The 18,142-nt window shown below is 45.2% G+C and carries 12 protein-coding genes and 2 tRNA genes; 10 read left to right on the top strand and 4 right to left on the bottom strand.

The window, feature by feature from the left end; all coding sequences use genetic code 11:
• Nucleotide 1: 1 nt before the first annotated feature.
• A complete protein-coding gene (locus AM279_RS15650; RefSeq protein WP_054408963.1) occupies nt 2-3,103 on the top strand; it encodes an efflux RND transporter permease subunit in 3,102 nt (1,033 codons plus the stop codon).
• A 163-nt stretch (nt 3,104-3,266) separates the two neighbouring features.
• Here the strand turns inward: AM279_RS15650 and AM279_RS15645 are convergent.
• A tRNA-Leu gene (locus tag AM279_RS15645) sits at nt 3,267-3,346 on the bottom strand.
• Nucleotides 3,347-3,505: 159 nt separating this feature from the next.
• Between AM279_RS15645 and AM279_RS15640 the strand changes: the two genes are divergently transcribed.
• From AM279_RS15640 to AM279_RS15630, 3 genes are all read left to right on the top strand, one after another.
• Entirely contained in the window at nt 3,506-4,447 is a 942-nt protein-coding gene (locus AM279_RS15640; RefSeq protein ID WP_054408962.1) for a ribose-phosphate pyrophosphokinase, read from the top strand.
• A 37-nt stretch (nt 4,448-4,484) separates the two neighbouring features.
• Nucleotides 4,485-5,096: a 50S ribosomal protein L25/general stress protein Ctc gene (locus AM279_RS15635; protein ID WP_054408961.1), complete on the top strand. Its 612-nt coding sequence runs from the start codon at nt 4,485-4,487 to the stop codon at nt 5,094-5,096.
• 177 nt (nt 5,097-5,273) lie between these two features.
• A tRNA-Met gene (locus AM279_RS15630) sits at nt 5,274-5,346 on the top strand.
• Nucleotides 5,347-5,748: 402 nt separating this feature from the next.
• Here the strand turns inward: AM279_RS15630 and AM279_RS15625 are convergent.
• Together AM279_RS15625 and AM279_RS15620 are read right to left on the bottom strand one after the other, a co-directional pair.
• Nucleotides 5,749-6,663, bottom strand: coding sequence for a helix-turn-helix domain-containing protein (locus AM279_RS15625; RefSeq protein WP_054408960.1), 915 nt, complete (start codon nt 6,661-6,663; stop codon nt 5,749-5,751).
• Between the two features lie 13 nt (nt 6,664-6,676).
• On the bottom strand, nt 6,677-7,474 hold the full coding sequence (locus AM279_RS15620; RefSeq protein ID WP_054408959.1) for an SDR family oxidoreductase: 798 nt from the start codon (nt 7,472-7,474) through the stop codon (nt 6,677-6,679).
• 389 nt (nt 7,475-7,863) lie between these two features.
• On the opposite strand from AM279_RS15620, the gene AM279_RS15615 reads away from it, so the two are divergent.
• From AM279_RS15615 to AM279_RS15590, 6 genes are all read left to right on the top strand, one after another.
• The gene (locus AM279_RS15615; RefSeq protein WP_054408958.1) at nt 7,864-8,808 is read left to right on the top strand and encodes a PorP/SprF family type IX secretion system membrane protein; all 945 of its coding nucleotides are present in this window, start codon (nt 7,864-7,866) and stop codon (nt 8,806-8,808) included.
• A gap of 11 nt (nt 8,809-8,819) precedes the next feature.
• Nucleotides 8,820-10,715: an OmpA family protein gene (locus AM279_RS15610; RefSeq protein ID WP_054408957.1), complete on the top strand. Its 1,896-nt coding sequence runs from the start codon at nt 8,820-8,822 to the stop codon at nt 10,713-10,715.
• 264 nt (nt 10,716-10,979) lie between these two features.
• Nucleotides 10,980-11,852 (top strand): cupin-like domain-containing protein, encoded by an 873-nt coding sequence (locus tag AM279_RS15605; protein WP_054408956.1) that lies wholly within the window; start codon nt 10,980-10,982, stop codon nt 11,850-11,852.
• A 300-nt stretch (nt 11,853-12,152) separates the two neighbouring features.
• The gene (locus AM279_RS15600; protein WP_054408955.1) at nt 12,153-12,632 is read left to right on the top strand and encodes a regulatory protein RecX; all 480 of its coding nucleotides are present in this window, start codon (nt 12,153-12,155) and stop codon (nt 12,630-12,632) included.
• Between the two features lie 92 nt (nt 12,633-12,724).
• Nucleotides 12,725-14,569 carry a tetratricopeptide repeat protein gene (locus tag AM279_RS15595; RefSeq protein WP_054408954.1) on the top strand — a complete coding sequence of 615 codons (1,845 nt, stop codon included), beginning with the start codon at nt 12,725-12,727 and terminating at the stop codon, nt 14,567-14,569.
• A complete protein-coding gene (locus AM279_RS15590; protein ID WP_143090363.1) occupies nt 14,566-16,419 on the top strand; it encodes a tetratricopeptide repeat protein in 1,854 nt (617 codons plus the stop codon). The genes AM279_RS15595 and AM279_RS15590 overlap by 4 nt, the downstream gene beginning before the upstream one ends.
• Nucleotides 16,420-16,499: 80 nt before the next feature.
• On the opposite strand, the gene AM279_RS15585 is transcribed toward AM279_RS15590, so the two are convergent.
• Nucleotides 16,500-17,606: a glycoside hydrolase family 16 protein gene (locus AM279_RS15585; protein WP_054408952.1), complete on the bottom strand. Its 1,107-nt coding sequence runs from the start codon at nt 17,604-17,606 to the stop codon at nt 16,500-16,502.
• Nucleotides 17,607-18,142: the final 536 nt, after the last annotated feature.

Below are 18,142 nucleotides of genomic sequence, written 5' to 3'. Positions count from 1 at the left end.
TATGGTAAAAATGATAAAAAACATAATAGGGTTTTCCCTACGCAATAAGCTATTCACTTTTTTTTGGGTGGCTATTGTGGTGATAGCAGGTGTTATCAGTTATAAAAATATACCGGTAGAAGCTTTCCCGGATGTTACCAATACCCAGATCGTTATTGTTACGCAATGGCCGGGCCGCAGCGCCGAAGAGGTAGAGCGCTTTGTAACATCGCCCATAGAAATATCTATGAACTCGCTGCAAAAAAAGACCAACGTGCGCAGTATAACCATGTTTGGTCTTTCGGTAATCAAGATAATTTTTGATGATGATGTAGAAGACTTTTTTGCGCGGCAGCAGGTAAACAACCTGTTGGGGAATGTAGAACTTCCTGAAGGCATAGACCCCGAAGTACAGCCGCCTTACGGCCCTACGGGCGAGATTTTCCGCTACACGCTGGAAAGCCCTGATAAAGATACCCGCGAGCTGCTTACGCTTCAAAACTGGGTTATAGACCGCCAGTTGCGTGCTGTGCCGGGCGTAGCCGATGTAGCGGTTTTTGGCGGGCGTGAAAAAACATACGAAGTAGAGGCCGACCCTACCCTGCTCCAAAAATATGAGCTTACATCGCCAGAGGTATTTGAGGCTATAAGCAAGGCTAACCTTAACGTGGGCGGCGATGTTATTGAGAAAAACGGGCAGGCTTATGTGGTGCGCGGCGTGGGGCTATTAGACAACATTGCCGATATAGAAAACACCATTGTAGCCCAGTATAACGGCAACCCTATCCTTATTAAAGATATAGGCAAGGTGGTTGAAAGCAATGTGCCGCGTGTGGGCCAGGTGGGCCTTAACGATAAAGATGATGTGGTAGAGGGTATTGTGATTATGCGAAAGGGCGAAAACCCATCTATAGTACTAAAAGCCGTTAAAGAAAAAATAGCCTATGTACAGGAAAACGTAATACCAAAAGATGTGAAAATGGTTACGTTTTATGACCGCGATAACCTGATGGAATTCTGTACCAAGACGGTAACCCACAACCTTGTAGAGGGTATTATACTGGTAACGGTTATTGTACTGCTCTTTATGGCCGACTGGCGCACAACGGTTATTGTGGCCATTATAATTCCGCTGGCACTGCTGTTTGCGTTTTTATGTTTAAGGCTTAAAGGCATGAGCGCCAACCTGCTTTCGCTGGGTGCGGTAGACTTTGGTATTATTATAGATGGTGCCGTGGTAATGGTTGAAGGGCTTTTTGTAACGCTTGACCACCTGCGGCGAAAGGAAGGCGACGAGCGCTTTAACAAACTGGCTAAAATGGGGCTTATCCGTAAAACGGGGTCTAAGCTGGGTGTGGCTATTTTCTTCAGTAAGCTGATTATCATTTCGGCACTGCTGCCTATTTTCTCATTCGAAAAGGTAGAAGGCAAAATGTTCTCTCCCCTTGCCTGGACACTGGGTTTTGCGTTACTGGGTGCACTTATCTTTACCCTTACGCTGGTGCCGGTGCTGTGCTCTATACTACTCAACAAAAACGTGCGCGAAAAGCACAACCCGTTTGTGGAGTTCTTTAACAACATAGTTGCCAAAGGACTTGCGGTAAGCTTTAAGCACAAAAAAATATCCATGCTTATATCTTTTGCAATACTGGGGCTTACCATGTTTTCTGCACGGTTTATGGGCACCGAATTCCTCCCGCCGCTTAACGAGGGCGCGCTGTGGGTAACGGCAGAGCTGCCCATTAGCAACTCGCTTACCGAGAGCGTAAAGATGGCGGGCATTATCCGTAAAGAGCTTAAGTCTTTTGAAGAGGTAGACGATGTAATGAGCCAAACCGGCCGCAGTAACGACGGTACCGACCCTAACGGTTTTGGCTTCCTGCAATTTCAGGTAGACCTGAAGCCAAAGGAAGAGTGGAAACACAAAATAACCATGGATGAGCTGGTAGAGCAAATGAACCAAAAGCTGAGTGTATACCAGGGTATAACCTGGAACTACTCTCAGCCGGTTATAGACAACGTGGCCGAGGCGGTGGCAGGCTTTAAGGCCAGTAATGCCGTTAAAATTTATGGCGATGACCTGCAGGTGTTAGACAAGCTTGCCAACCAGGTTATGGCTAAAATTGAGAATATAGACGGCGTTAAAGACGTAGGCGTGCTGCGCAACCTGGGCCAGCCAGCTATGAGCGTTAAGTTTGACGAGCAAAAAATGGCACTTTACGGCGTGCAGAAAAGCGATGCCCAAAGCATTATAGAAATGGCTGTGGGCGGTAAAACCGCTACCGAGAAATATGAAGGCGAAAAGAAGTTTGACATCAGGCTGCGCTACCGTAAGGAATACCGCCAGAATGAGGAGGATATCATGAACCTTATGGTGCCTACACTGCGTGGCGGCAAGGTTCCGCTTAAGGAAATTGCCACGCTTACTACCGAAACGGGTCCGTCATTCGTGTACCGCGATAATGCCAAGCGTTTTATTGGGGTTAAATTCTCAGTGCGCGACCGCGACCTGGGCGGTACTATTGCCGAAGCTCAGGCCAAGGTTAAAGAAATAAAACTGCCTGATGGCTACACCGTGGGCTGGACCGGCGAATATGAAAACCAGATACGCGCCAGCGCCAAGCTTGCACAGGTGGTTCCGGTATCGCTGGTGCTCATATTTGTGCTGCTGTTTATAATGTTTGGCAATATTAAAGACTCGCTGCTGGTACTGGTAAACGTGCCGTTTGCCATTATAGGCGGCATACTTGCCCTGCAGCTAACTGGCATAAACTTTGGTATTTCGGCCGGGGTGGGCTTTATAGCGCTGCTGGGTATTTGTATACAAAACGGGGTAATACTCGTCTCGGAGTTCCACAGCAACCTCAAGAATAAAATGAGCCTGGCATCATCTGTAATAGAAGGGGTAAAAAGCCGCACCCGCCCTGTGGTAATGACGGCGCTTATGGCCGCCATTGGGCTTATGCCTGCCGCGCTTTCAACCGGTATTGGGTCTGAATCGCAAAAACCGCTGGCCGTATCTATAATAGGAGGCCTGATTACTGCAACGGTATTTACGCTGCTGGTATTCCCTAACTTCTTTTACTGGGCCATGAAAAATAAGCATGAAAAGTTAGAGAACTAAAAAATTTAGTGTTTAGTCAAGTTGTTTTTTTTGCCGCCCGGTGTGTAGTGACCCGGGCGGCTTTTTTTTGTTCCCCTGGCTGAAGCCAGGGGCAAATCATAATAAAAAGGCTTTAGCCATGGAGAATAAAAAAAGGCCCTCAGTTATGAGAGCCTTTTAAAAGTACCTGGAGTGGGAATCGAACCCACACACCGTAGTACACGAGTTTGAGTCGTGCGCGTCTACCAATTCCGCCATCCAGGCAAAAAACAAATGTGTAAATTTGTGGCTGCAAATGTAGAAAAATTTATTGAAACGCGTTAAAAATACCCAACAAATTAGCTTGCAGGTAAAATTAAATTTCTAAATTTGCACCCTGTTTATAACACGCAACACTAACTAACTACTAAACAGCAAATTAAAATGTCATATTTTGAGCCCGAAGCCAAGATATTTTCGTGTACTAACAGTACGTACCTGGCCGAAAAGATAGCTGCCAGCTATGGTATACCGTTAGGCAAAACTACATTCTCTACTTACAGCGATGGTGAATTTCAGCCTTCGTTTGAAGAGTCGATAAGGGGATTAAGGGTGTTTTTAGTATGCTCTACCTTCCCTACATCAGATAACCTGATGGAACTTTTATTAATGATTGATGCAGCCAAAAGGGCATCGGCAAGGCATATAACTGCTGTTATACCTTACTTTGGCTGGGCAAGGCAAGACAGGAAAGACAAGCCGCGTGTGCCAATAGGCGCCAAGCTTGTTGCCAAGCTTTTAGAAGCGGCCGGTGCAACCAGGATTATGACCATGGACCTGCATGCCGACCAGATTCAGGGCTTTTTTGAGAAGCCGGTAGACCACCTTTTTGCTTCTACCATTTTTGTACCTTATATAAAGAGCCTTAACCTTGATAACCTTACCATAGCCTCTCCGGATATGGGCGGTAGTAAAAGGGCTTATGCATACAGCAAGTTTTTGGGCAGCGACGTGGTAATATGCTACAAGCAGCGCAAAGAAGCTAACAAAATTGAAACCATGGAGCTTATAGGCGATGTTACAGGCCGTAACATTATACTTGTAGACGACATGATAGACACGGGCGGTACGCTTGCAAAAGCAGCCGACCTTATGATGGAAAAAGGGGCACTTAGCGTTCGCGCTATATGTACACACCCTATATTAAGCGGTGGCGCTTATGAAAAAATTGAGCAAAGCCAGCTGAAGGAACTTATTGTTACAGACAGTATCCCACTAAAAAAGGAAACGTCTAAAATTAAGGTGGTAACCTGTGCCGACCTTTTTGCAGAGGTAATGCACATGGTGCAGAACAATACCTCTATAAGCGGCAAGTTCCTGCAATAACGTATTTTATTTATTAACTATATTTTAATTATTTCAAATGAAATCAATTACGATCAAAGGATCTGAAAGAGAAAGCGTGGGTAAAGCGGCAACGCGTGCGGCACGTAATGCTGGAATGGTTCCTTGCGTGCTATACGGAGGAGATCAACCAGTACACTTTATTGCTGAAGACATGGCGTTTAAAAACCTTGTTTACACTCCAAACGTACACACTGTAGTAATTGACCTTGAAGGCGGTAAGCAATTTAACGCAATTCTTCAGGACATACAGTTTCACCCTGTAAGCGACAAAATCCTTCACATTGACTTCTACCAGCTACACGCTGAAAAAGAAATCACTATGGAAGTTCCTGTAAAAGTTGTAGGTAACTCTAAAGGTGTTATGGCCGGTGGTGTTCTTCGCCTTAACCAGCGTAAACTTAAAGTGCGTGCACTTCCTGCTAACCTTCCTGACTTTATCGAGGCAGACATTACTGAACTTGAAATGGGTAACAAGCTTTACATTACTAAGCTTTCTCAGGATGGTTACAAACTGCTTCAGCCAGACAACACTGTAATTGCCCAGGTACGTATTTCTCGTGCTGCAATGAAGGCTGCCCAGGAAGCTGCAAAAGCTGCAAAAGCTCCTGCAAAAGGAAAGAAAAAGTAAAATTTATCTATCCGTTATATTACAAAGGGCGCTCCGGTTTCGGGGCGCTTTTTTTATGCCTGCAATTTAAATGAGCCTCTAACACCCCCAGCAACAGGCAACTACAAACCCCAACGCAGGTATTTAGCAATTAGCGCCAAATTCCCGAAAAAAAGCCGTATATTTGCAGTATAACATCGCGGGATAGAGCAGTAGGCAGCTCGTCGGGCTCATAACCCGAAGGTCACAGGTTCGAGTCCTGTTCCCGCTACTAAGCCTCTCTGAAAAGGGAGGCTTTTTTTATGGGTATAATTTACCGAAATGTATTGCCTACGGCAAAATGGCATGCCGGCCTGTGCTTTGCTACCGAAATTAAATCGCTACGCGATAGCACGCTTTCCTGTTAGGGAAATAATTTCGGCAGCAAAAAAGGATAGCATACAGGATTTTCCCGTAGGGAATTGATTTGCTGATCTGGTTGCTTATTTTAAACACAAAGGGCACCAGGTTTTTCACTAAGAACACAAAGGGTTTACCTTTTAAGGTCACAATGCATTATATCGTTGTTGATTAGAAAACCGGCTAAACAAATAAGGCCATCTTTTCAGACAGCCTTTTTATATAGTATTTTGAAGTTACGGGACTTTTGACTTTCGACCCTTAAACTTTCGACTCAATTAAACGTTTGCCTGTATTCCAGCGGAGAAACGCGTGCCTTCTTTTTAAACAGCTTGTTGAACGACTGCGGGCGTTCAAAGCCCAGCTGGTAGGCTATTTGCGCTACCGACAGCGTAGTGGCCGCCAGGTATTGCTTTGCCTTTTCCATAAGTTTTTCGTGTATGTGCTGCTGGGCGCTAAGGCCCGTAAGCGAGCGCAGCATATCGCTAAGGTAGCGGGGCGAAAGGCTTAGCTGCCCTGCCAGGTACTCTACCGTGGGCAGGCCGTGGTTAAGGGTGTCTTCGTTGCCAAAGTAGCTTTCCAAAAGTTGGTCCATACGCGTAAGTAAATCGTGGCTCACGGTTTTGTGGGTTATAAACTGGCGCCTGTAAAAGCGGTTGCTGTAATTGAGCAGCAGCTCTATGTAAGACAGCAGCACGTCCTGGCTAAAATCGTCTATATTGGCGGCAAGCTCATGCTTTATGTTTTCCATTACACCCAGCATTATGGTTTTTTCGCTTTCAGAAAGGAAAAGCGACTCGTGGGTTTCATAAGAAAAGAAGCCGTACTTTTTTATTTGCTGGCCCAGCGGCGAGTTACGGATGAAATCGGCATGAAACAGCAGTGAGGCCCCGTCATATTCGGCATCATCTGCCACATATATAATTTGCCCGGGGGCGGTAAACACCAGGCCACCCTCGTTAAAGTCATAAAACCCCTGGCCATAGCCCATGCGCCCACTTACCGACTTTTTGTAGGATATCTTATAGAAATCAAATATATAGTGGCCTACCAGGTTGTTACGTGCTATGTTCATTTCGGCATTGTCTACCAGGCTGACCAATGGGTGACGCGGCCCGGGCATGCCCAGCAACTGGTGCAGCTGCGGTATGGCGCTTATTTTAACGGGAGGGGTATCCTGCTTTTTCATAAGGCTAAAGTACTTAATTTTGAAATATGTTGTGGCCCATTTCCTGCCTAAAAACCTCATTGCCAACTTCGTTTCGCCTGGCGTAGAGCGCTTTGGCATCTTCGCCGGCAACATAGCGTACCTGGTCTTTGCCATCGGTAGCGGCTTCATACACCACATCGGCAATTTGCTGTGCTGTGCTAAAAGTATCGCCGTCAAACAGCGCCATAAGCTTGTCCATGCCCTCATTATAAGCAGGGTGCGATGCAGGTTGCAGCGAACGCGTCATAAAATCGGTCACAATGCCGCCGGGTGCAATGGTCTTAATGCCTATGTTGTGCAGCCCAAGCTCAAAAGACATGCTTTCGGCCCAGCCCTCAAGCGCCCACTTGGTAGCGTGGTATACAGAGCTTAACGGGAATGATACCAACCCGCCTATAGAAGTGGTAATCAGTATAAGCCCATACCCCTGTGTGCGAAGGTGGGATATAAAGGCACGGCTAACACGCATAACGCCCATGAGGTTGGTGTCTATCTGCGCAGCCAATTGTTCATCTGTAATGGCCTCCATGGGGCCTACAAGTCCGTAGCCGGCGTTGTTAAACACCACATCTATAGCGCCGGTGGCAACGGCCTGCTGCACGGTGGCTTCAATTTGCGCGGGGTTGGTAACATCAAGCGGAAGTAGGGTTACGTTGTCAAGGCTTGTGAGTTCGGTTTCGTTTTGCGGGTTGCGCATGGTGGCAATTACCCTCCACCCTTTAGACTGGAATAAAAATGCGGTTGCCCTGCCCAGGCCTGTTGATGCCCCTGTAATAAATATTGTTTTCATGATTGAAATGTTGTTTATGATTTACAGGACAAAGTTGCGGCAGGATGGTTTTTAAGATGTATCCAAAATGAGTTATGTTGTGTCCTGATTTACGAAGAAGATTTTTGTTTCAAGTTTCAGGTTGTGGATGGGAGTGATGAAACCTGAAACTTGAAAACGGCTTTAGCCAATATTGAAATCCGAAAGTGAAAAATTAAGCACTTTTGGCGCTATAGCTCCATTGTCTACCTTTTTGCAACAGAAGTGCCACTGCCTGTGGTAAAAAATCTTAAGAAAAGCATAAAAGTTTGAAGAATTTTTGCTTTTTTTGACATAACGCTGAAACTAATTTTGTTTGTAGAGGTATAACTTACAAAAAATGCTTCAGGGCTAACCAATACTACTAAAAAATGCAACTTAAAAAAATTTACTTCGCCGCATTCATTGCGTTGGTAGGTTTTGTTGATGCTTTTGCACAGCAGGACCCGCACTACACGCAGTATATGTATAACATGAACGTAATTAACCCGGCTTACGCGGGCTCGAAGGAAAACTTATCATTCGGGTTACTCTACCGCAAGCAGTGGGTAGACATTGAAGACTCACCAAGTACAGGCACGTTTTCGGGCCACAGCCCTGTAGGCAAAAACGTAGGGCTTGGGCTATCGGCCATTGTTGACGAGATAGGCCCTGTAAAAGAAACCAACGTATATGCCGACTTTAGCTATACCCTTAAACTGGGTGGCCAGCACAGGCTTGCCCTGGGTATTAAAGCAGGTGTAACGTTCCACGATGTGGGCTTGTTCAGCGAAGTGTACAACAACGTACCCGATGATAGCGACCCTGCATTTGCCGAAAACATAAACAACACCTATTTTAACGTGGGTACCGGTGCATTTTACTACACCGATAACTACTACCTGGCGTTTTCAGTGCCCAACATGCTAAAGAGCAAGCACCTTGACTACAGGCAGAACGGCACCGGCACAGCCTATAGGTTTGGTTCAGAGGTTTCGCACTACTTTTTAACGGGTGGTTATGTATTCCAGATCAACGACAACTTTAAGCTGAAGCCCTCATTTATGCTGAAATCAGCCTTTGGTATCGACCCATCGATAGACGGCTCTTTGAACGCGTTGTTCTTTGACCGCTTTGAGATAGGCGCTACCTACAGGTTAGACGACTCTTTTGGCGGTATGGTAAACTTTGCCATTACGCCTAATTTGAGGATAGGCTATGCGTATGACCATATTGTGAGCGACCTTAACGTTACCACACCGGCATCGCACGAAATCATGCTGTTGTTTGATTTGAACTTCCCGAAAAAAGTATCACGTTCACCACGTTATTTCTAACCTGAATAAATATGAAAAACTTATATATATCCCTTGGATTTTTAATTGCAACGACTTCGCTTTCAGCGCAAAGCAAAGAAACCGAGCAGGCCGATAAGCTTTTTGGCCGTTTTGAGTATGTAGATGCAGCCAAAGAATACCTGAAGCTGGCCAAAAAAGGCAAAGACCCTTATGTGTACAAGCAGCTGGCAGAGAGCTACTTTAATGTATACAACAGCAAAGAGGCTGCCGTATGGTATAAAAAAGCCATAGATGCCAAGCAGCAGGATGCCGAAACCTACTACAGGTATGCCCAGATGCTTAAGGCTAACGGCAATTATGAAGAATATAACGCCCAAATGAAGGTATTTGCCAAGATGACGCCTAAAGACTCACGTGCTGTGGCTTTTAACGAAGACCCGGACTACCTGCCTAAGCTAAAGAGCCAGACCAAGATGTTTGACGAGAAAATTCTCGATATAAACGATAAGGAATACGGCTCGTTTGGGGCAGTGCTAGCTAACGACGGTACACTGTATTTTACCAGTAACCGCAACACATCGCGCAAAACTTATGGCCGCGATGAGCAGCCTTACCTTGATATTTATACCGCTACCTATAATGCCGATGGCAGCATAAGCGAACCCACTACCCTGGGCAGCCTTAACACGCAATACCACGATGGCCCTGTGGCCCTTAGCGCCGACGGCAACACCATGTATTTTGCCAGCGAAAGCTTTAGGGAAGGCGATGCCGAACGCGGCAAAGGCCAGAAAACCAGCCTTATTTACCTGTACAAAGCCACTAAAGAAAACGGCAAGTGGGGCAATGTGTTGGCGCTTCCGTTTAATAATAAGGCGTGGAGCACCAACTGCCCAAGCATTAGCAAAGACGGCAAATGGCTGTATTTTTCATCGGACAGGAAAGGCACTGTGGGCGGCAGCGACATCTGGAAAGTAGAGATAAAAGGCGGCAACAGCTATGGTGAACCCATAAACCTGGGCAAAAAAATAAACACCCCGGGCAGGGAGGCTTTCCCTTTTATAACCGATGATAACAAGCTGTTCTTTTCGTCTGACGGGCACAAAGGCCTGGGCGGGCTTGATGTTTTTTATGCCGACCTTACCAAAGAGGGCAGCGATGCCGTAAACGTGGGCCCACCGGTAAACTCAGCTGCCGATGATTTTTCGTTCAGCCTGAACCAGCAAAAGAACATAGGCTTTTTTAGCAGCAACAGGGCCGGTAAAAAAGGCGACCAGATGGGCAATGTAGACAATATGTACAAAGCAATACCCATTTGTGGTGTAGATGCCGTGGTTACCGTTAAAGACAAAAAAACAGGCCAGGTTATAAAGGCGGCAAGCGTTGCCATTCTTGACGAAAAAAACAACGTGATTGAAACCCGCACTACCGATAATAACGGTGTGGTTAGCTATAGCGTAGACTGCAACAAAGGCTATGCGCTTGTAGCCACTGCAGCTGATTATGAAAAGAATACCTTTGCCCTGCCGGCACAAAACGGCGGCAAGAAAGATATTGTGGCCGAGCTTGTTCCGCTGGAAAGCATGATTGTGGGCGACAGGATTGTGCTCAAGGATATTTACTTTGATTTTGACAAGAGCAACATTACCCAAAAAGCCGCCGAAGAGCTTGACAAGCTGGTGCAGCTTATGAAGAGCAAGCCAAACCTTGTTATTATGGTTAAGGCCCATACCGATACTAAAGGCAGCGCCGAGTATAACATGAGGCTGAGTAACGAGCGTGCCATTAGCGCGGTGCAGTATGTACTGAGCAACGGCATTGCAAAAGAACGCATAAGCGGCCAGGGTTATGGCAAGAGCGAACCGCGCATAGTGTGCGAACCGTGTACTGCAGAGCAGGATGCCGAAAACCGCAGGATTGAATTCATCATCGTAAAAGGCTTATAAACAAAACACGAACAGCCGGAAGCCTGCCCTTTGTGGCAGGCTTTTTTATTTAGAGGCGTTACAAATAAGTGTTAAAACAGGCACTCCCCTCTTTAAAGATTCTGTATATTTGGGTGCTTTTTGGCTCATGGCTTTAGGATTAATAATGAGAAGTTTATGGGCTTTTTTAAAGCCATTAAGAATGTACACGTAAAATTTTACGATACATTTTTTACATTTTAATAACGCTTTATTAATTTTGCTGTTGCTAAACAGCTACACATTATGCCATTACATCTGACTGAAATTGAGCGCGTAAAGACAATTTCCAAAGAAGATTTCTATAATAATTATGTAAAGAAGCAAAAGCCGGTAGTAATTGAAAAATTAACCGAAGACTGGCCCGCTTATACCAAGTGGAAGCTTGAATATATTAAGGATATAGCCGGCGATAAAACGGTTCCGTTGTATGATGACAGGCCTGTATCGCACAAAGACGGTTTTAATGAGGCCCATGCCACCATGAAAATGGCCGACTATATTGACCTCCTTAAAAAAGAGCCCACCAACTACCGCATCTTTTTGTACAACCTTATGAAAGAGGTGCCACAGCTTAAGGAAGATTTCCGCTGGCCGGATATAGGCCTGAAGTTGGTAAAGCAGTTGCCCATGCTGTTCTTTGGCGGCGAAAACAGCAAGGTATTTATACACTATGATATAGACTTTAGCAACATACTGCATTTTCACTTCCACGGTAAAAAAAGGTGTATTTTGTTTGAACCCAACCAAACTCCTTACCTGTATAAAGTGCCGCACGCGCTTATAAGCCGTGAAGACATAGACTTTGACAACCCTGATTTTGAAAAGTGGCCTGCACTTAAACACGCACAGGGCCTGGTGGCCGACCTTGAGCATGGTGAAATGCTGTACATGCCCGAAGGCTACTGGCATTATATGAAGTATGTTACGCCCGGTTTCAGTATGAGTTTAAGGGCTTTCCCCAGAAACCCGGTTAACCTTATGAAGGCGGCCTATAATGTTACCATAATGAGAGGCTTTGACAACCTTATGCGCAAATACCGCGGCCAGAAATGGATAGACTATAAAAATGAGCAGGCGGTAATACGCACGCACAAAAACCTGGGACTACCCGTTTAACCTTTTAATCACCAATATTAGAAGGGTTTAAATACTTTACACCAAGATATTTACATCCTGATAAGCTCCGGAGGAGCGGCATATTTATAGCAGAATACAGTGCGTTTTAGGGTTTGAGTCCCGGAGGGACGGCATATAATCAACGTTTATATGCCGCTCCTCCGGAGCTCAGCTACTCCCTCTAAACTTATTTCTATAAATATGCCGCCCCTCCGGGGCTCTCGAATTATGATTTTAGGCTTATAAATGGCTTTGCCTTAAGATACCATCGCAGTAAAGGATTCTTTTTATCTTTACAGTATGGAAAAAGGCTATAAAACCTATACGGTAGAAGAGGCTAAACGCAAAATGGAACAGTTTTGTGCCTACCAGGAGCGCTGCCATGAAGAGGTGGTGCAAAAGCTGCGGGGCATGCGCATGATTCCGGAGGCGATAGATGCCGTTATGGGCCACCTTATAGAACACAAGTTTATAAACGAAGAGCGTTTTGCACGCAGCTTTGCCCGGGGTAAGTTCAGGATAAAGCAGTGGGGCAAAAAACGCATTGTGCTGGAGCTAAAAGCCAGGGGTATTTCAAAATATAATATAGACAGTGCCCTTCAGGAAATAAACCCGGATGAGTACCTTGAAACCTTTTATGCCCTTGCGCAAAAACAGTGGGAGGCCACCCGCGAAGCAAATTTGCAGAAGAAGAAAAAAAAGGTAGGAGATTTCCTGCTACGAAAAGGCTTTGAATCTAACCTGGTGTTTGATGAACTTGCCCGTATTGCTTCAAATTGAGAAATATTTATTTTGTGCATAAACATTTCTAAAAAAATGTTAAATTGGCTGTGGATTTCTGTTTTTATAGTAAAAACCGAAAACATGGTGATATGCTTAGGATACTGACTACTATCCTGCTGTTAGCCACTACGGTGGCGTTTTCGCAGCGGGGTGCTTATGATTTTAACAAAGCCGAAAAAGAAACCAGGAAGCTGATATTTTCGGCTCCTGATAAAGGCCTTGCGCTTATAAAGCAAACCCTGAAGCAACCCAACCTGCACGATTCCATATTGGGTAAAACCTATAATTTATATGGCATGTACTTTGGCGTAACCGGCAGGCCCGATTCGCTCATCCGGTATATGGATAAATCTTTGGGCTACCTGAAAAACTACCCAGAGCTTAGGGTTAAAACCCTCATGAACCTTTCTATAGGCTACCGAAACAAGTCAGAATTAAGCAAGGCGCTCGACATTATTAACCAGGCGCTGGTAATCTATCAAAAAAACAAAGACAATGTGGGCATTGCAACGGCTTATGGCGAAATGGCCAGCAACTACAGCTATATGCAAAACTACAAGCTGGCGGTAGACTACCTGCTAAAGTCGATATCCATATTAAAGGCAGAAAAAAATACCGATAAGCTTCCGGCAGTGCAGCAAAAACTGGCCAATACCTATATGGCTATGGGCAACCATGAGTTTGCCATTGACCTGAACCGCGAGAGTGCTGCCGCATTTAAAAAAGCCGGGGATACCAACAATTACTACCATACGCTGATTAACCTGGGCGAATCACTGGGCAGGACGGGTAAGTATGCGGAAGCCGAAAAGGTGCTTACCGAAGCACTGAACGGCCTTAACACCTATGGCGATAAAGAGCTTACCGGTATTACGCAATCGCACCTGGGGGTACTAAAGGGCCTTCAGGGTAATGATAAACAGGCGCTGGAGTGGTATGCCAAAGCCATGGGCAACCTGTATGCATCTAAATCCGGCTGGGCGGCGGGCATTGCCGGCGAATACATAGCGCTGCTCAATACCAATAAAGAGTACGAAAGGGCTTTAGAAGTTACAGAGCAGATAAAAACCCTGAAGCTTAACGAAAAAGGCAATACCGAAAACCAGCTTAAATTTACCGAAGCTGCCGCTGCAACTTATAATGCGCTGGGCATGACCAACGATGCCGTTAAAGCCTACCAGCACACGCTCTCATTAATGGACACCCTTAACAAGATTAAGAAAATAGGGGCTATTGAAGAAATACAGGCCAAGTACCAGACTGATATCCAACGGGAGAAAAATGCACGCCTTGAGGCTAATAATAAAATACTCACCCATGATATAAACGCAGCCGAAACCCGTATGTGGATTTATATAGGGGCAGGTGTCCTTATTATACTGTTTGTGCTTTTACTGCTAAGGGGCTACCTGCTTAAAAACAGGCTGCAAACCGAAGAGCTTAAAAGCATTGAGGCAGAACGCAGTGTTATTGAGCAGCAGCACGTGCACGAACAGGAGCTTATTGCCGCACAAAAGGATATTATTGGCGAAAAGCAACGCGAGCTAACCAGCACCGCCCTGCGCATGGCAAACTACCAGGACAGTATCCGTACACTTATAGAACGTTGCGACAATAACGAGATTACACAGGTTAACGATGCAAAACGCGAACTGCAAAACCTGGTTAAGCAGCAGGATTACTGGAAACAGTTTGAAACCCGGTTTAATACCCTTCACCCTGAGTTTGGCACTACCCTAATCCGCCGTTTTGACAAGCTTACTAAAAATGATATTGAGTTTTGCTCGCTACTAAAGCTAAACCTTAGTAATAAAGAAATAGCATCGCTGCTGCAAATAAGCCACGAAAGCGTTATTACAAAAAAATACCGCATCAAGAAAAAAATGGAAATAGGCAGCGACGAAGAATTTGAAAACCTGATAATGGATATATGATGATGGCACGACTGTATATTTTGGCATTACTGCTCCTGGCCCCGCTTTTTGTAAAGGCGCAGGACAAGCCTTTTAATTACCGTGAGTTTGAAGGCAAGGTTAAAAAACACATTAACTCTAAGCCCGACAGTGTTAAGATACTGGTGCAGCAAGCCCTGAAACGCAAAGACCTTAACGATACCATAAGGGGCAGCCTGTATAATATATATGCCATATACTACAATACGCTGGGCAAAGAAGACTCGGCCATAACAAACTTTAAAAAAGCCATTGTGCTTTTTAAAGGATACCCCCGCCTGGCCATGCGCCCGCTCATGAATATTTCTACTGCATACCGCAGCAAGGGCCAGTTTGATGATTCTTTTAAATACCTGGGGCAGGCACTGGATATTGCCAGGGCCAATAAAAACAAACTGTTTGAGGGTATGATTTATGGCAATTATGCCAGCAATTATAATGTAATGAAGGAGTATGACAAATCGGTTGAGTATTGCCTTAAAAGCATTGAGCTGCTAAAGAAAGAAAACGAGCCCCTGCAGCTTATTACCGCACAGCAAAAGCTGGCAAACAATTATATGCAGATGTATAATTTTGAGTTTGCTGCCGATATGTATCGTGATTGTATGGCCGGATACAAAAAGCTGGGCGACAAAAACAACTATTATAACACCCTTATTAATTATGCCGAGTGCCTTAAGTACCTCGACAGGCACGACCAGGCCCTGAAAGCCCTTGATGAGGCCATTGCCGGGCTTAAAAAAATGAAAAACGTGCTTAACCTGGCCATAGCCTATACTAAGGTAGGCAATATATCGGCTACAAAAAAGCAGTATAAGAGAGCCGTAGACAACTATGCGCGTGGTTATGGCATATTAGAAGAAAGCAACTCAGTGTATGTGGCTATTATTGCGGCGGAGTCGGCGGAGTTGTTTAACAAGCTGGGCAGGTACAACGAATCTATTAAAATAGCCGAACGCACCAAAAAGCTGTCGGTTTACCCCAATACCCCTGCCGAAGACCGCAACCGCCTTGATATTGCCGTTGCAGCCGCACACGCCAAGACCGATAATGATGCCGCTGCCATTATTGGCCTGCAAAAAGCCATTGCCACTAAAGACTCGCTAAACCGCGTAACAAACGAAGACCATGCCCGCGAGGTTCAGGCTAAGTTTCAGGCAGAGGTGCAGCGCGAAAAAAACCTGTCGCTGGAGGCTAACAATAAAGTACTGGAGCAGGATGCCCGCGACCGTAATACTAAAATTACCATTTATATAAGTGCTGCCCTGGCCATTGTTATACTTATACTGTTGTTTATGCGCAGTATAATATTAAAAACCAGGCTGCAAAAACAACAGCTAAGCACTGCCGGGGCCGATATTACCCTATTGCAGGAACGCCACAGGCACGAGCAGCAACTAAGCGATGCACAGCGCGACATGATTGACGAAAAGCAGCGCGAGCTAACCAGCACAGCACTGCGCATGGCCAGTTTCCAGAATTCTATCAATGATATTATAGAAAAGGCAGAGGCCACCGTTACCGGATCTGTAGCTGAAGTTAAAAAAGAGCTTAAGATGCTTGTAAAACAGCAGGATTACTGGAAACAGTTTGAAACCCGCTTTAACAGCCTGCACCCTGATTTTGGCACCAACCTGCAACACCGCTTTACAAAGCTTACTAAAAACGATGTTGAATTCTGCTCGCTTTTAAAGCTTAACCTGAGTAATAAGGAAATAGCCTCGCTGCTGCAAATAAGCCACGAGAGCGCCATTACAAAAAAATACCGCATTAAGAAAAAGATGGAAATAAGCAGCGACGAGGAGTTTGACCATCTTTTGGCGGCGATATAAAAGCCCCCTAACCCCCAAAGGGGAACTGCTACCCTGGTGTTCCCGTTTAATGAAGCTGCTCCCCTTTGGGGCCGGGGGCTTTACTGCCTTTGGTATACCCTTATATAATCTATATAGGTAGCGCACGGAAAAACCGCTTCGGGCACTATGGCACCGCCGTAGGTCATATTATCATTGCCCCCTACACCGGCCGATAGTATCAGGTAAAAATTGTGGCTAAAGGGGTGCCATTCATCAAAATGGTGCGAATATTCTGATTTAAACACCGTTTTGCCGTTAACCTGTACTTTGGCATCGGCATCTTCACCATCGGGGGCTGTACCAAATGCACCGCCATCATTAAAGTAGTTAATGTGGTATACGTTTTGGTCTACACTAAACTCCATGCGGTCTGCATACCAGTCTATACGGTATAAATGGTAGCCCCCGCTGCCGGCATGGGGGTTATTATCGGTTGCAGGCCACTGCCCATACTGTGGGTTTACAGCCGGCACCTGCTGCTGCTCATAATTATAGTAGCCGCCTTTGTGGCCGTGGTTCCAGTCTACATACTCGTTGTTCATCCAAAACCAGGCATAGTGCACACTGCCCAGGTTAGCATAAGGTATGGCGCCCACATATTCCATAATATCTACCTCGCCGCCCTGTGGCCACATAAGGTGGGGCTGGCCGGCGGGTATTTCGGCAGGCATCATCCAGAAGGCAAAGCCCTGGCCTTTAAATTTAACATCGCGCGCCCACACGCGGGCTTCTATACGGCTGCCGGGGCCTACGCTAAATTTATCTTTGGTATTAAGCCTGCCGCTGGTATAATTACGGTCTACATACCATTCTTTGCGGGTGGTAATGTTTAGCAGGCCCTGGTTTGTGGCATCGCCGGTTTCAATTTTTACGTTCTCGGGCCTGTCGGTAGCGCGGTCAAGCTGCCCGGTGCCAAAGTTTCCGTTAATGCCGGTTCCGGTTTCATAATTCCATTTAGAGGTATCGAGCGTAGTGCCGGTAAATTCATCATTCCATAAAAGGGTGTAGCCCTCATATTGGGTAGGCACGGGTGGGCCGGGTTGCTGTGGCTCTTCCGGCTCCTGGGGCGGGGTGGGAATAATTACCGATTCGTCGGTTGGGGTGTCGTCTTCAGAGCACGAAGAAAATGCTGCCATAACGGCAAGCATAAAGATCATTTTTTTCATAAAATCAAATAACGAAAAGTGGATAAATAGATGTTTTGGTCTAACAAATATATAAATTTTGTTAACGATTAAACACCCATTTCTTAAAATGCGCTTACAGTTTAGGTATCGATATGTTTTTTTTCTGAAAAAAATATTGACCTGAGTGTTTCAAAATTTATATTTTAAATATTTTACAATCAACACATTAACATCTGTCTATAAAAAAACTTTATGGTTGTCTATGTTTTGTCTATCATACTTTCATGGTAATTGCGCGAAGATGTAGCACATTTGCAGTGTTAAAATAATGTGAAATACTGTTAATGGTCGTTGCAAAATGCATTTGGGCGATTTTTCAAAAAAAGCCTTGCCAAAAAGCAGTAAAAAACAGGTTAACGCAACTAAAAAAATAGACACTAAAAATTACTAAAGCAAAATGAAACAGACATCCCACAATTTTTGTAAGGCAAAATGGACCTGAATTTGTTAAGAATATAACAAAAAAAGTTGGCTTTTACAGGTATGATTTTAACTGCTAAACCCTAAAATATAGC

The sequence above is a fragment of the Flavobacterium akiainvivens genome, from assembly GCF_001278115.1.
Classification (GTDB): domain Bacteria; phylum Bacteroidota; class Bacteroidia; order Flavobacteriales; family Flavobacteriaceae; genus Flavobacterium; species Flavobacterium akiainvivens.
This window is presented reverse-complemented; position numbering and strand designations above follow the sequence as displayed.